1 protein-coding gene is annotated in these 17,551 nt (G+C 37.8%); it reads left to right on the top strand.

What is annotated here, in order from left to right:
• Window positions 1-55: 55 nt before the first annotated feature.
• Entirely contained in the window at window positions 56-17,521 is a 17,466-nt protein-coding gene (locus tag OLM61_RS07645) for a T9SS type B sorting domain-containing protein (RefSeq protein ID WP_264525793.1), read from the top strand.
• Window positions 17,522-17,551 lie beyond the last annotated feature (30 nt).

The raw sequence follows: 17,551 nt of genomic DNA, 5'->3' as shown, positions 1-17,551 counted from the left end.
TATTTTTTAACGCCCCTTAAAAAATAAAAAGAGAAGCAAAAACAAAATGAAGACTATGAAAAAACCTACTAACCTAAGATTGATTTTATTTGCTTTGATTTTCTTTCAAAGCTACTTTGTAATTTCTCAGAATCTTAAGCCATTTACGCCAAGATTTGACAAGAGGCTAAAAGGAGACATGTTGCTTATTGGTAATAATATTCTAAATAGAAATACCAATAACAGAGATCCGGAAGATGCTTATCATAATTCTGGATACAATTCTGATTTCAGTATGGAATATATTGATATCGATAATGATAACACTACTTTCAGTTCGAGTAGTGCAACTTTAACGGTACCAAAGCCGGCTTGTTATAAAATTGTTTATGCAGGTTTGTATTGGGGGGCTATTCTACAGCAAAATGACCGTACAGGTATTGAAAAAGTAAAGCTTAAATTACCAACTGGTGGTTATAATGATATTACAGGTCAAATCGTATATGATGCTAATGCAGCACCAATTGGTAGTGACAATAATAAGGCATATGCCTGTTATGCAGATATTACTTCTTTAGTTACCGGACAGGCTAATGCTCAGGGTTTGTATACCGTTGCAAATGTTAAGTCTAGTGAAGGTTCTAACGGAGGAACAGGTTTATCAGCAGGTTGGTCTATTTTTATCGTTTATGAAGACCCAACTTTGCCGGCGAAATATATTACGTCATTTGACGGTTTTAGCGGAATTGGAGGGGCAACTACTTTAGATATTCCTGTTTCCGGGTTCAAGACTATTCCTAAAGGTCCGGTACGTGTAAAATTTGCTTTCGCTGCTTTAGAGGGTGATCAGCCGATTGCAGGAGATTATCTGCAAATTAATGGAATTCCAATTAGCGCTACAAACGCCGCAAATACCTCTATTAGAGCCTCAAATAACTTCTTTAATAGTAGTGTAACATATGTTGATCCGGCTACAGATAAAACAGAGGATTTCCTAAACCGAAATCCTGCCAGTACCAATACGCTCGGGTATGATGCGGGTATTTTGAATATTAATAATCCCGGAACTCTTTTGAAACCCGGTGGTATTATTATTGACAATAATGAGACTTCGGCAAATATTAGGTTAGGAAGTACTCAAGACGTTTATTTTTATTATTTTAATGCATTTGCGGTAGATATTATCGAACCTCATATTGTACTGACGAAAATTGTTAAAAATTCGGCAGGAACGGATATTGGGGGCCAAAATGTAGTATTGGGGCAACAATTAAATTATGAAATTGGTATTAGAAACTCAGGTAATGATGATGCAAAATCTTTAACCATTAGAGATCAGTTGCCAATCAATATTATATTTAATTATCCTGCAGATTTAAACCCGCTGCCAACTGGCGTAACGGTGCAAAGTTATGATCCTGCAACCAGAAGCATTGTTTTTAAAGTAGACGAATCTATTGTTAAAGCCAATACTTTAACAGAGAAAGTGATAAGCTTTAAAGTTAAAGTTGTTCCGGATTGTAATTCATTAAGTGAAGCATGTTCTAATAGTATCGATAACTCAGCATATGCTACTTATAAAGGAACTTTAAATCCGGATTTTCAAATTTCAGATGATCCAAGTGTTAATACAAATACAGGATGTATATTAACTCCAAAAGCGACTAACTTTTTAGTAGGTGTTGACGGTTGTAAATACACAGCAAATGTTACTTTATGTAAAGACACTGTAGATTTAGTTGCTGCAAACGGATATACAAGTTATACCTGGTATAGTGACGAAGCGCGTACAAAACAAATAGGAACAGGACAAACACTTACGGTTAAGGATCCTGGTACTTATTATGTATACAATTTGGCTGCGGCACCTTGTAGATCAATTTATCAGGCTATTACAGTAACCAGATTTGGTGCTACAAATACAAATCCTGTACTACCTTATGCAAAAGCCCCTTATAAAGGAGAGGTTTTAATTTGCCCAAATAACGGAAAAGAATTACCTAACCTTTTCTTATGTGGTGCAAATGATTCCAGACTAATTGAGACTCACATCTCAGATGGTTCTACTCTTGTTTGGGAGAAATTGGATGAAACAAGCTGTACGGCTCCAAGTAGTGCAAATTGTGCTAATGAAGGAACTTCTTGTACTTGGGTACAAGTTGCAACGGGACCAAATTATCTGGCTAAAATTGCCGGGCAATACCGATTAACATTAAATTATGCCGGTGGTTGTTTTAACCGTTTTTACTTTAATGTTTTCACCAATTCATTAAGTCCTACAGAGAAACATACAGATATTATTTGTGGTAAAGCTGGTACCATTACAGTAGGAGGTGTTCCTGCCGGATATGAGTACAGTATTAATGGTACAACTTACCAGGCTAGCAATGTATTTAATGTTACTACTGCAGGTTTCTATACCGTTTATATCAGATTGGCTGGTGTAACAGGAAACACTTGTATTTTTACAGTTCCGAATATCCAAATCAGACAAAGAAACTTTAATGTAGTGCAGGATGTAACACAACCATTGTGTTATGGTGAGAAAGGTAAAATTAGAGTAGCAGTAAATGACGCTAATGCACAATATTATTATAAACTTTATAATAATGGAACTTTATTATCAAGTGTTGGACCTGTACCAGATTCTGAATATACTTTTGATAATTTAAATACAGACCAGAATTATGTTGTAGAGATTACTACAGATGATGGTTGTAAAGATACGAAGTACATATACGTAGGTAAGGTTTGGAATGAGTATAAAGCGACAGTTGCTTTAGTAGAACCTTTGACGGCATGTAGTGATGGAAAAATTAGAATCACAACAGAAGGAGGTAATTCACCTTATAATTATTTTATAAATAGCGATACTGTTTTTCAAACCAGTAACGAGTTTGTGGTAACAGCTCCGGGACTTTATACTATTAAAATTGTAGATAAAAACAACTGTACAATAACAAGAACCATTACAGTTCCTGACAATACAAAACCTGCTTACACTATTGATCATACCAATAGTAATTGTTATGACGCGAGCTCTCAGATAGAAGTAAAACTTACAGCTGGAGCAAACGGGTACACAATGGGGTATAGCATCAATGGTGGTCTTACTTTTCAGTCAAATCCTATTTTTTCTAATTTACAACCGGGAACTTATGATGTAGTTGTAAGATATGGTATAGGAACGCCAATCGTATATTGTACAGATCCTGTACAAAAGATAACGATTACTGGGCCAACTTCTGCTATTTCAGCTTCTGCCGGAGTTGCCGCTTTGGCCGGATGTACATTACCTGACGGTAGTGGTTCAAACCAGGGAGGTAAATTGCGTATCAATAACGTTCAAGGTGGAACACCTGCTTATCAATTTAGTTTTGATGGTGGTGTTACATGGCAGGCATCGAATGAAAAAGACGTTATGCCGGGTAGTTTTATTTTACAGGTTAAAGACGCTTTAGGCTGTATTTTCGAAATTCCTTATCAGGTTACTTTAGATCCTAAACCTGTCGATCCAACAATCACTGTTGCTGATCCTGTTTTTGGATGTAATGGTATGGCATCAACTACGGTTACGGTTACAAATCCGTCAAATAATTATACTTATGAGTATTATATTAACGGAACACCTAATACGCCAATTACTAATAATGTATTTACAAATGTTCCGTCAGGAACTCATACTATAAAGGTTAAATATAAAGTTACTACGGTACCTACTTACAGTAACTTGTTAAGAGAAGATTTTGGTAGAGGACCGGATACAACTACTCCGGGTATTCACCCTAACTATTGTTGGGAAAAACAAGATGCTGTAGCAGATTGTAACGGTTCAGTTTTACTTAATGATGGAGAGTACGTAGTGACTCAGGCTTTATTACCAAGACACCTTAATGATTTCGGTTGGAATTTACCTAAAGATAATACAGCGGTTATTAATAATACACCACTAATAAAAGACGGTAGATTTTTAGCCGTTAATGTTGGAGGTGTGGTACCACCAGGAGGTGTTTTATACAAAAAAACGATCAATGATGTTATTCCAAATCAGGACATACAGGTATCTCTTTACATGCTTAATTTATTAAGTGCAAGTAACAATAAACCTTCTCCAAGATTAACGATACAACTTCAGAAAAATGGGGTTCCTATACCGGGAGCATCAAAGGATACACAAACTATTCCGAGAGATGAGAAATGGCATAATACAACTGATCTTGGAAGTGGTCAGATATTAACCTTAAATCCTGGAAATAATACTTCTCTGGACTTCGTTATCTTATCCTACAGTCAGGTCATTGATGGTAATGATTTAGCCGTTGATGATATTTGGGTACGTCAGATTCCGGAGGTTTGTGGCGCTGAGAAAGATTTCCCAATTGTTATTGGAACAGATAAAGCTTTTAAAGCTTCTATTGACGGTCATAAAGACGTAACCTGTAATGGTGCTAGTAATGGAGAGATCACATTAGCAGCTCAAAACTTTAATACAACTTATGGTTTTGATTACTCTTTAGATAATGGTGCAACCTGGGTAAATTCTAAAACTTCGCCGGTTACCGTTAAAAACTTGACGAGTCAAACGTATAATATTTTAATTCGTTACGATGATAAAGCGGCAAGCTGTAGTTTCCCATTCACTCAGCCAATTGGTACTCCTGCTGCATTAACGATTACAGCAAGTGTTACAAAAACGGCTACTTGTACAGATGGTGCTACTATTACGGCTGTTGCCGGAGGTGGAACACCAGCATATCAGTATGAATTAAGAGCGGCAAATGGTATTACAGTAATAACTGCATTCCAGAATTCTGGTGTATTTACAAATGTTCCTACCGGTACATATACAGTTGTAACCCGTGATGCATATGCATGTTCTTCAAGCGCATCTGCACAGGTTAATGTTGTTGCACCAACACTGCCAACAGCAACCTTAGCGGCTACTACTGATTATTGTGTTACTGCGACCAAAGGAGCAACTCTTGTTGTTACGGCTACGGGTACAGGAGCGATAACTTATAGTTTAAATGGTGCGCCTGGCCAAAGTAGTAATACATTTACAAACGTTGGAGCGGGAACACATACTATTACGGTTACCGACAGTAATAATTGTCCGGTTACCATAAACGGAATTGTAGTTGCTCCGCAATTAAAAGCGGCAGCTTCGATTACAAAAACATTAGATTGTACAACTCCAAATGCAACGATTAAAGTTGATATTACAGATGGAGTTGCGGCATATACTTATAAAGTTAAAAAAGATGCAGGTACTTATGGAGCCAGTGTAAACGTTGCAGGTAATACCTTTAATTACCCAGCAACAACAGCAGGACTTTATACTTTTGAAATTACAGATTCTAAAGGTTGTAAAGCTTATATTGATGCTACTATTAGCCCAATTACAAACCCAACAGTTAGTGCTAACCCAACACAAATTACTTGTAATGGTCTTACAAATGGTAGTGTACAGTTAGTTGGAGCAGGAGGTTCAGGCGGATATGAATACAACTTTAACAATTTAGGTTGGTCAACAACTTCATTGTATTCTAATTTAAGTCCAAATGTTAGTTACCCTTATCAGGTAAGAGATAGTAAAGGATGTACGTCTGCTGTTGGAAATATTACATTAACGCAACCAACTGCTGTGTCAGGAACTATTGGAGCTACTATTATTAAATGTGGTACGCCAAGCACAGTACCGGCGGTAGTTACAGTTACAGGTTCCGGAGGAACAGGTACTTATACTTACAGCTTCAACGGAACTGCAAACTTTACAACAACAAATACGTACTCAACAACAGCTGCCGGAACAGTTACGGCATATGTGAGAGATGCGAATAATTGTCAATTTGGTCCATTATCAATTACAATTGGTGCTTTAGAACCAATTACTGATATCACTATTGTTGATAGTGGATATGATTGTTCAACAGTTCCGGCTGGTGGACGTGTAACTTTGACAGCGGTAAAAACAGGAAGTACAGCAAATATTATCTATCAGATCATTTCTGGTCCGGCTGGCTTTAATCCTGCAACAAATACAACTGGAAACTTTACATCATTGACTCCGGGAGATTATATCTTCCAGGCCACTGATACGAATACCAATTGTTCATTCACAAAAGGACATACGATCAAAGCAACTTCAGACATCATTACCGGTGGATCGATACTTGCAAATATTCAATGTTTTGGTGCTACAGGTACGATTGAATTTACAGTTAATGGTGCTAAGGCAAACGGATATGATTATGTTATTAAAAACGCTGCCAATACAATCATCCAGCAAGCTACTGGTATAAGTGCGGCTACAACTACTGTTGCAGTTCCTACTGCTCAGCCTGTAGGTGCGTATACCATTACAGCTACAGACAGATTAACAAAATGTCAGTCTTCTTATACCGTAACTTTAACACAGTCAGCGGCAGCTGTTGATGTTACTGCTGTGGCAACTACAGTAAATTGCAACAAATTTACTGCTGAAGTAACAGCAACCGGAACTGGTGGTACACCAAATTATACCTATGCAATAGAAAGACAAGGTGGCCCGGTACCGACTGTTTATGGTTCAAATAATGTTTTAACGGCTAATACCGTTAACGGAACAGTAATAAACTGGATAGTTTATATAAAAGATGCAAATGGTTGTTTGGATAATTTCCCTATAAAAATTGATATTGATGCTAAACCTGTAATTACAGGCGTGGTTGTTGACAATCAATGTCAGACAGGATCAGTTTCAAGTTTTACAATTACAGCTACAGCTACCGGACTGGTACCTTTAACGTATAGTATTGATGGAACTAATTTCCAGACAAGCAATACTTTTACCGTAAGCGCAGGATCTTATACGGTGACGGTAAAAGACAAAAATGGATGTACAACAGCTGCTGCAGTTCCTGTAGTAGTTTATCCTAAAGTTGGTGCCTTAGCAGAGGTTACTAAAGAATTGGATTGTAGTGCAACTCCAAACGCAACAATTAAAGTAGATATTAGCGGAGGAAAAACTCCATATACCTATACTGTAACGAAGGGTACAGGAACTCCTGGCGGAGTTGTGAATGTTACCGGAACATCGTTTACAATAAGTGTTACTCCGGCTAACGCTGATACTTATACATTTGCCATTAAAGATGCAAATGGATGTGATGTTACAACCTTTACTACAGTAGCTCCTATTACTGCTCCTACAGTAACTGCTGTAAAAGTGGATGCTTCATGTAACGGTTCTAATACAGGAACGGTACAATTGACGGGAGCTGGTGGTTCAGGCGGATATACGTATAGTGATGATAATGTGACTTATGTTGCAGCTTCATTATTTGAAAATCTGGCTGCGGGTAACTATACATTCTATGTAAAAGACAGTAAAGGATGTATTGGAAATGTTAATGTTACAATAGGCGAGCCTACAAAATTAACTGCCAGCGCTACTGCTACTAATTTTACTTGTAGTGTTACAAATACTAAACAATCAGCTACTGTTACGATTACAGGAACAAACGGTACAGCTCCTTATACGTATAGTTTTAACGGAAGTGGCTATACTGGTACAAATACATTAACAGTAAACGATAACGGAGGAGATCAAATCATTAGCTATTCTGTTAAAGATGCTAAAGGATGTACTACTGCGGTTCAACAAATTACAATTAAAAAACTGGACCCTCCTGTTATTGTTTCAATATCAGGTAGTGCAATTTTATGTTCACCATCTACAAGTACTACAAGTACTGTAACAGTGACTACTACAAATGGAGTAGGAGCTTTAGCTTATGTTATTACAGCACCGGCTTCTGCTACTTCAAATGTAACGGGTGCTACAACTGGAGTATTTACAGGATTAACTGCAGATACCTATACTTTTAAAGTAACAGATGCAAACGGATGTTTTGCTATTCAGTCTTATACTGTACTTCCATTAACTCCAATTGCAGTTGCTGAATCTAAATTAAGCGATGTTTTATGTAAAGGAGGAAATACAGGTTCTGCAAGATTCTCTATTTCAGGATTTAGCGCTACAGGAAATTATGCAGTAGCAGTAACTTCTACTCCTGCGGGATTACCTTATACAACTGTAACAGTTGGAGATGTAATTACCTTAAACGGATTAGTTGCGGGTACTTATAAGCTTGAAGTAACAGATAATACGACAAATTGTAAGGCAGACAAATCAGTTACTATTACTGAGCCATTAAATCCATTAGGCGCAACACTTGCAATTGTAAATGCTAATTGCCATGTTCCAAAAGCAACAGTAACAGTTACTGCTACCGGAGGAACAACAGCATATTCTTATGCATTTGTACAGAACAATGTAGCACCTGTATCAACAGATTATAAATCAAGTAATTCAGCAAACCTTGATCCGGCTATTCCGGATTGGGACGTTTGGGTAAAAGATGCAAATGGTTGTGTGATTAAATTAGACGCAGCAATTACGACAGATGCAGTTCCGGATGTTACGGCTTCGGTTACAAACCAATGTACGTCTACAGGAACTTCATTTATTATCAAAGCTGTGGGAACAGGAGGTATTGCTCCTTTAACGTACTCTATTAGCAGTGGTGTTGCACCATCTCCGGCGGATACTTTTACAGTGACGTCACCGGGTACTTATGTGATTACCGTAAAAGATGCTAATAACTGTACAGATACAGTAACAATAACAGTAAATTCTGTTTTAACAGCCAGTGCAGTTTTAGTGAAAGACATTACTTGTGCTGCTCCTGTTAATGCAACAATTACAGTTAATGCTGGCGGAGGTTTAGCGCCTTACACTTATTTAGTTTCTACGGATGGAGTGACTTTTGGAACATCTCCTGATTTGACAGGAAATACATTTACAACAAATACTGCCGGAGATTATTATTTCCAGGTAACAGATGCTAGCGGATGTACAAAAATAACTAACAAAGTTGTAGTAACATCACCACAAACAGTAACAGGAACTGCTGCAAAAGTTGATCCTACCTGTAACGGTTATACAGATGGTTCTGTAACATTGACAGCTACAGCCGGAGTTTCTCCATTTACGTACAGTATTGATGGAGGTACTACTTTTGTAACTACAAAGGTTTTTGGAGGATTAGCTTCCGGAACGTATACTTATGTAGTAAAAGATGCTAAAGGATGTACTTCGGTACCTGCAACAATTACTTTGGTTAATCCAGCTCCAATTGTTGTTAACATCGTACGTAATGCTATTTTATGTAATGCAAATACGCCTGGTAGTTTTGATATTAATGTAACATCAGGAGGAACAGCTCCTTATGTATACAGATTGTACGACAATGCATTTACACAAATCGCAACTTATACGGAAACCTCTACAGTAAATCCAACACCTGTTTATAATTTTGCAGGATTAACTTTTGGAGATTATTACATTACTGTTGTGGATGCAAATGGATGTGAATACAGAAGTGGTAAATTAAGAATTGAAACACCTCCTTATTTAACGATGAGTGCTGTGGCAGATTCAAATAATTGTGCTACAGGTGTAAATGTTACCGTAACTACTTCAGGTGGTACGCCAGATTACAAATACTCTATTTTTGGACAGCCTTTAACAGAGAGCCCTGCACAAACGAGTCCAACTTATACTTTCTTAGGTTTAAAACATGGAACTACTTACTTTTTACAAGTAAAAGATTTTAATAATTGTATTTCTATTTTAGAATTTAAAACGCCTAATCCACCATCAGGTATAAAAGTTACAGGAACAGCTATAACTGATGTTACTTGTAATGGTACTTCAACAGGAATATTGACGTTCACTGTACGTGATTTTGATCCATCAATTACTACAGTAAATTATGAAGTATTAAATGCTTTAACTTTATTACCGGTTTCACCAGCAATTGGTGGTCCATTAACTGGTCCGTTAGGAGGTCCTGTTTCTGGTACTATTTCAACATTGAAAGCCGGAAATTATGTTTTGAGAGTTACTGAGGCAGGAGGAACACTTTGTTCTAATACATTTAGTTTTACAGTATCACAACCGGTTCAACCGCTTAAAACAACAATTACAAAAGTTGTAAATGCTACTTGTAATGTTGGTGCACAAGTTACGTTGACTACTACCGGAGGTACAGGACCTTATGAGTACGCAGCCGGAGCTCCTGGATTTACACCAACAACTTTCGGAACTAATAATGTTTTGGTTTTAGATTATACAACAAGACAAAATTGGGATATTGTTGTTAGAGATGCTAAAGGATGTATAGACAGAGTTAATACAACAATTAGCCTGGATCCTAGTCCGGTTATTGCATTAGCAGTTGTCAATAAATGTGTGGCTGAAGGAGCTTATGTGGTTAGAGTTTCTCTTACTACAGCAGGAATTTCGCCTTATGCTATTAGTGTAAACAATGGAGTATATGCAGCTGTTTCACTTACAACGGCTGTACCATATGACGTAACAGCTCTTAATTCAGGATTAAATACAATTAGTATTAAAGATGCAAACGGATGTATTGATACTAAAACAATTACGATTGATAAACCACTGGGTGTAACACCGGTGATAACAACATTGCCAACTTGTGCAAACAATGACGGAGTTATAACATTAACACCAATTGGTGGTGCAGGACCATTTACTTATAGTATTGCGCCTCCTGTTGGAACTGTTGTTGGGAATGTTATTTCAGGAGTTCCTGCCGGAACTTACACTATAACAATTACAGATACAAATACGCTATGTACTGCAACAGCTCCGGTTGAGCTTTCTGCACCAACACCGGTAGATTTTGATGCTGTAGTAACGAATGCTACTTGTAATGGCTCACGTAACGGAACTATTACCGTAAACTTAGCTGCCGGAAGCGATAACCCGGTTTATACCTATTCTATTTTGCCTGTTCCGGTAGGAATGGTACAAACAGATAATGTATTCTCAAATCTTCCTGCGGACACTTATACAATTACAGTGTTTTCAGGCAGAGGATGTTCAGCATCTAAACCGTTTACAGTAAGTCAGCCACTTATATTAGCTGCCACTGCAGCTGTTACAGACTATGCTTGTAATGCAAGTAATGTTGCACAGCCAGCTGTTGTAACTGTAAATGTTACAGCAGGTACAGGAACAGCACCTTACAAATACAATTTTGATGGTTCTGCTAACTATTATGACGCTAATACCCTAACCGTAATAGATAATGGTGCAGTACAAGCGATTCACTATTATGTAAAAGATGCTAACGGATGTTTGTTTGATAATACAGTAACGGTTAATCCATACCAAAAAATTACAGACTTAAACTTTGCGGGTGCTGCAATTACTTGTAACGCTCCTGCAACAAGTATTACAGTTACTGTAGCGGGTGGATATGCGATTTCGAAATATGAAATCGTTTCGCCAACTGCAAGTGCAGTAGATAACGGTACTGTAAATGTTTTCAATGGTTTATTGCCAGGTACTTATGTTTTCAAAGTAACAGATGCTAATGGATGTTCATTCCAAAAATCATTGACAATAAAACCGGTAACCAATATTACAGTTTCTGGTCAATTAATTAAAGATGTAAGTTGTAACGAAGTAGCAGCAACACCTAATGGTTCTGTTGAGTTTACTGTAGGTAATTTTGCAGGAACTTATACCTATTCTATTAACGGAGTTGCGGTTGCAGGAACACATACGAATCCTAAAGTTACACTTACCAATTTAGCGGTAGGTAACTATAAAATAGATGTTGTTGATGTAGCTACAGGTTGCGTTGCCACAACAGATGTGGATGTTAATCAACCGGCAACACCATTACTATTAACATTGGTTTCTAATGTTAATGCGAATTGTACTTTTGGTGCAAAAGTGAGCGTTGTAGGTTCAGGAGGAACTCCTGGTTATACTTACGCTTATGCCGAGAGCCCAACAGCACCGGCAGCATCAGCTTACAAAGCTAGTCCAAGTGCAGTTTTAGATCCGTCTAAAGTTTGGATTGCCTATGTAAAAGATGCAAACGGATGTATTGCTCAGTTACCATTAACTATTGCGACAGATCCTCTGCCAACAATTGACCCAATTACGGGTGTTTGTTACGATGGTTCTCCTGTAAGCGTTACTTTGGTAGGTCATGGAGTTGGTCCATTAACGTACAGTATTGGTAATGGATTTAAAACAAGCCCAGACTTTGTTCTTAACGCACCAGGTAGTTATACTTTCTACGTAAGAGATGCTAACAATTGTGACGCAGCTACTCCGTACGTTTACCAATTAGATCAGAAATTATTATTAGACGCTGTACTTCAGGATTTAACTTGTGCGGCTCCTAATATGGCAACTGTTACATTAACAGCTACTCAGGGATCTACTGTGTATACGAACTATGATGTTTCATTTAATGGAGCCGCGTTTACACCAACGACATCTCCATACACAACTAATATCCCAGGAACTTATACTTTTAGAGTTACAGATAGTAAAAACTGTCAATCAGTTTCAAAACCTGTAGTAGTAAATCCTATCGTAATGCCTACTATTTCGACTACTAAATTTAATGTAAGTTGTAACTTAGGAAACGACGGAAGCATTACAATTACTGCCGGTAGCGGACTTGCTCCATACGAATATAGTATTGATGGTACTACCTACCAGACGTCTAATATTTTTGGAACATTAACTCAGGGTACTTATACAGTATACGTGAGAGATGCTAAAAAATGTGTGATTAGTGAGGTTGTTACCATTACAGAGCCTGGTCTTTTGGCTGCTACTGTTGCGGTTACTCCATTTGGATGTAGTGTAACTAATGCGCCACAGGATGCTGTAGTAACTTTAACGGCTACTAGCGGTACACCAGCATATAAATACAGTTTTGATAATGGAGTTACTTTTGGAGATGCTTCAACATTAAAAGTAAGTTCTATAACGGCTCCTAAAACAGTGTTTTACGTTGTAATTGATGCTAACGGTTGTAGAGTTTCAGGAAATGCTGTTGTAAATCCTTATACTCCACCAACAGATATGGATATTACAGCAACACCAATTTATTGTAAAACTGTCGGAGGAGTTTCTACTGCTACCGTAAATACAGTAACAGGTGGTGTAGGTCCTTACAAATACGAAATAGTTTCACCGGCAGCGGCTGTTACTAATAATACAACCGGTATTTTCCCTGGATTGTTACCGGATACCTATCAAATTAAAGTTACGGATGCTAATGGTTGTAGTACGACTAAAGCGATCGTGATTAAAGAATCTGACAAGATTAAAGTGACTACTCAGTTGTTAACGGATGTGTTATGTAATGGAGGAAGTACGGGTACAGCATCATTTGTTGTAAGCGGTTATATTACTCCTGCTGATTATAGCTATTCATTAGCACCACTTGCTGGTACAGCTACTAAAACCGGAGATGTTATAACTTATACAGGTTTAGCTGCAGGTATTTATACATTGACAGTAGTAGACAATACATCAGGATGTCAGGATCAGGTTGTTAACTTTGAGATTAAGCAGCCATCGGCTTTAGATTTTACATCTACAGCAACAAATACAAATTGTAACGATAAAACGGCTGAAATAACGATTACAGCAACCGGAGGTACTCCTGCTTATCGTTATGCTGCAGTTGTTTCAATGTCAGCGGCTCCTACGGTTTTTGGAACAAATAATGTTATTACTGTTGATACAAACAACGGTGCAAACAGAAATTGGGATATTTATGTACAAGATCTTAACGGATGTCCATTAATGAAATCTCAAATGATTATCGAAGATGCATTACCTACAACTCCGTCAGTGGCGCCATACAGCCAATGTCCGGATCCATTAAACGGAACGTATACATTTACAGTTACCGGAGTTACCGGAATAGCACCAATCGAGTATAGTATTGGTACTGGTTTCCAAAGTAGCCCAACATTCACCGTGAATGCTTCAGGTACTTATAATGTAACTGTAAGAGACGGTAACGGTTGTGAAGTAACAACAAATGCATTAATCAATATTTCACCGGCTCTGGTTTTAGATGTTGTAGTAACAACTTTACCAAGCTGTACGACAAACAATGGAGTTATTACAGCGACAGCTAGCGGAGGTGCAACCCCTGCAAACTATAGCTATAGTTTAAATGGTAATTTTGGTCAGACATCAGGAATATTTAATACAAATATTGGTCCTGGAGATCATGAAATTACGGTAACGGATTTGACTACAGGTTGTACCAGAACCGTTAAATTTAAGATCTTGCCTGCTACTCCAATTGCTGGATTTAGCCTGACACATACAGATGTTACTTGTAACACATTTACTAATGGAACGATCACGGCAACTATTGATGAAACAGGTGCTAATGATAACCCAATTTACTATTACAGTATTACGGCCGGACCAGTTCTTAGACCTAATCAAACTTCAAATGTGTTCACAGGATTGCCAAAAGGACAATATACTGTAACGGTTACATCCGGAAGAGGTTGTAAAGATTTAGAAGATGTTGAGATAATTGAACCGGCTCCAATTGTAGTAGCTGATCCTGTATTTACACAGTTTGGTTGTACAACAGGAACAAATACAACTGTTAACGCTACGATTACAGTAAACACTGTAACTGGAGGATCAGGGACGTATGTTCTATATCAATTCCTGAAAAATGGAGTTGAAGTTCAAAATAGTGCTTCAAACATCTATACGATATTTGATGTTACAGGAGGAATTTATACTGTAAATGTTTTCGACAATAAAGGATGTGTTGGATCATCGACATCAGTAATCGATGTTAAACCTTTTATTAAGTTAGACGATATCACGGTAACAGTTAATAAAGATATCACTTGTGTAAACAATCAGGATATTACCGTAACTGTTGCAACAACAGGAGGTACACCGGCACAATTGTCATACAGTATTGCCGGAATTGGAGGAAGCACTTTTACAGCTAACAACACTACGGGTATCTTTACAGGATTGCCAATCGGTAATTATTTAATTACGGTTGTAAACCCTGCAACAGGATGTAAAATTGAGGAAGCGCATTATGTAGCCAACCCAAATACATTCGAAATAAAAGCGACTCCGGTAGTAGCTGAAATTTGTTTTGGAACTGCTGATGGAAGTGTGAACTTAACTTTTGTTGACAATCAAAAACTTCCAAGTGATGATGCGGGTATATTTGATTACACGATTACAGGTCCGGTAAACATACCGTTGACCCGTTCAGCAAATGCAGGTCCGGTTACAGTAACAGGTCTTCGTGCAGGTCAGTATACAGTAAACGCTACCTTAGTTGGCAGCCCTTATTGTACAGTATCAACTATATTCTCAATAGGACAGCCATCTGCTGCTTTAACAGTGACAACGACTAAATCTGAAATCACTTGTGTGGCGGGTAATAATGATGGAGAAATTTCAGCTACTGCAACAGGCGGTTGGGATACTAACTATCAATATGAATTGGTATTAAACGGAGCAGTTATTGCGCAAAATACAAACGGTAACTTTACCGGATTATCTGCGGGTAACTACACAGTGAATGTTAAAGATGGTAAAGGATGTCCGGCATCAGCAACACAATCATTGAAAAACCCGGATCCAATTGTGGTTACTGCAACAGCAACTGCTTCAGTATTACCATGTTTTGGAGACAGATCAGGAATAATTACAGTAAACCCTCCAACAGGTGGTCAGGGAAGTAACTATATGTACACATTGAATATGTTGTCAGTAAATCCGGTTATTTCATCAGGACCACAAAGTAACCCTGTGTTCACAGGCTTACCTGCAGGAACTTACAGTATAACAGTTACTGACGGATTTACATGTTCTGCAACATCAGCAAATGTTGTAATTACAGAGCCAACAGAAGTAGTTCCAAGTTTAGTGTTAGCAACTACACAAACTTGTAATACACAATCAACACTTACGTTAAGTGCAACAGGAGGTTCAGGACCATATACATATAGTACCGATCAGACTTTTGCAGCAACAATTGGTTCATTTGCAACTTCTGTTACCTTCGCGGTACCGGTAGGTAAATACCAATACTATGTAAAAGATGCTAAAGGTTGTGTGGCGAAAATTTCTAACGAAGTTAAAATCGATCCATTAGAGCCATTAGTAATTGACTTAGATGTTACCAATGCAGTAGTAAAATGTATGGGAGAAGCTACAGGAGTTATTGTAGCAACTGGAAAAGGTGGTTTAGGAAACTATATCTATACCTTAGAAAATACTGCAGGTGGCGTTGTTAGACCAGCACAGCCTACTGGCAGATTCGAAGATCTTCCAATAGGAACGTATGTTGTAAAAGTAGCTAGTGGTGATTGTCCTGCGACATCAGGTTCTATCGAAATTAAACAACCTACTACAGCTATTCAGGCTACATTTACACCAACCAATGTTTCTTGTTTCGGAGAAAATAATGGTCAGATTGTCGTGGCAGCTAATGGTGGTACAGGAATTATTAAATATGCAATATCACCAGATTTAGATCAGTTTGATGTTAAAAACACTTTTGATAAACTTGCACCAGGTAAATACACGGTTATAGCTCAGGATGAAAACGGTTGTTATGTTATTGACGAGATTGAAATTACGCAGCCTAAACCTTTAATCGTAACTGAACTTCCAAACTCTATGATTCCGGAAGTTTGTAAAGGGGATAAAGATGGAGCATTCAGTATCGAAATTAAAGGAGGTACTGCACCATATAGTGTAAGTCTTGACAATAAAAACGGAACGTATACACAAGGTACGGCAACGCAAACTATATTTGATTTTACTAATCTTTCAGGAGGAGTTCATACTGTTTATGTTAAGGATGCTCAGGGATGTGTGAATGAATTTGTAGAAAAGATGCCTTTACCGGTTGTTCTTGATCCAACTACTGAAACCAATTACGATTGTGTGAACAACTCACAAACGAATATGGTAACCGTAACTGTTGACGCTAGTAATACCGATCTTACACAGATTGATTACTCACTTGACAGTGATGTAGGACCTTGGCAGGCAGCAAATATCTTTACCAATATTGCTCCTGGAACGCACTACATCGTAGCAAGACATACAAATGGATGTAAAAATCAAACTGCAAGTTTTGAAATCAAAGCTTACGACCAGTTAACGCTTGTAAAAACTGAAGGAAAATCAGAATTGAACATCATCTCGGTAACTGCTGCCGGTGGAGCACCTGCTTACGAGTACAGTTTCAACGGAGAGCCGTTTACTTCTTCTAACAAATATAAAATCTACAAATCAGGAGTTTATATAGTGATAGTAAGAGATAAAAACGGATGTACGGCAACAATACCAGTAGATGCAACTTATGTTGATGTTTGTCTTGACAATTACTTCACTCCAAACGGAGACGGTGTTTATGATACTTGGGGTCCTGGTTGTACAAACATTTACAACAACCTTGAATTCTCAATCTTCGACAGATACGGTCGTGTAATTGCCAAGTACCACTACGGTCAAAAATGGGATGGTAGATACAATGGTGCCGAACTACCTTCAGGAGATTACTGGTATGTTCTTAAATTGAATGACGAGAAAGATGCACGTGAGTTTGTAGGACATTTCACTTTATACAGATAACAAAATAAGAGCCCCTATGATGTTGTCTAA

This window comes from Flavobacterium sp. N502536, assembly GCF_025947345.1.
GTDB lineage: Bacteria > Bacteroidota > Bacteroidia > Flavobacteriales > Flavobacteriaceae > Flavobacterium.
The sequence above is the reverse complement of the archived record's forward strand: the minus strand, read 5'-3'. Positions and strand labels throughout refer to the sequence as shown.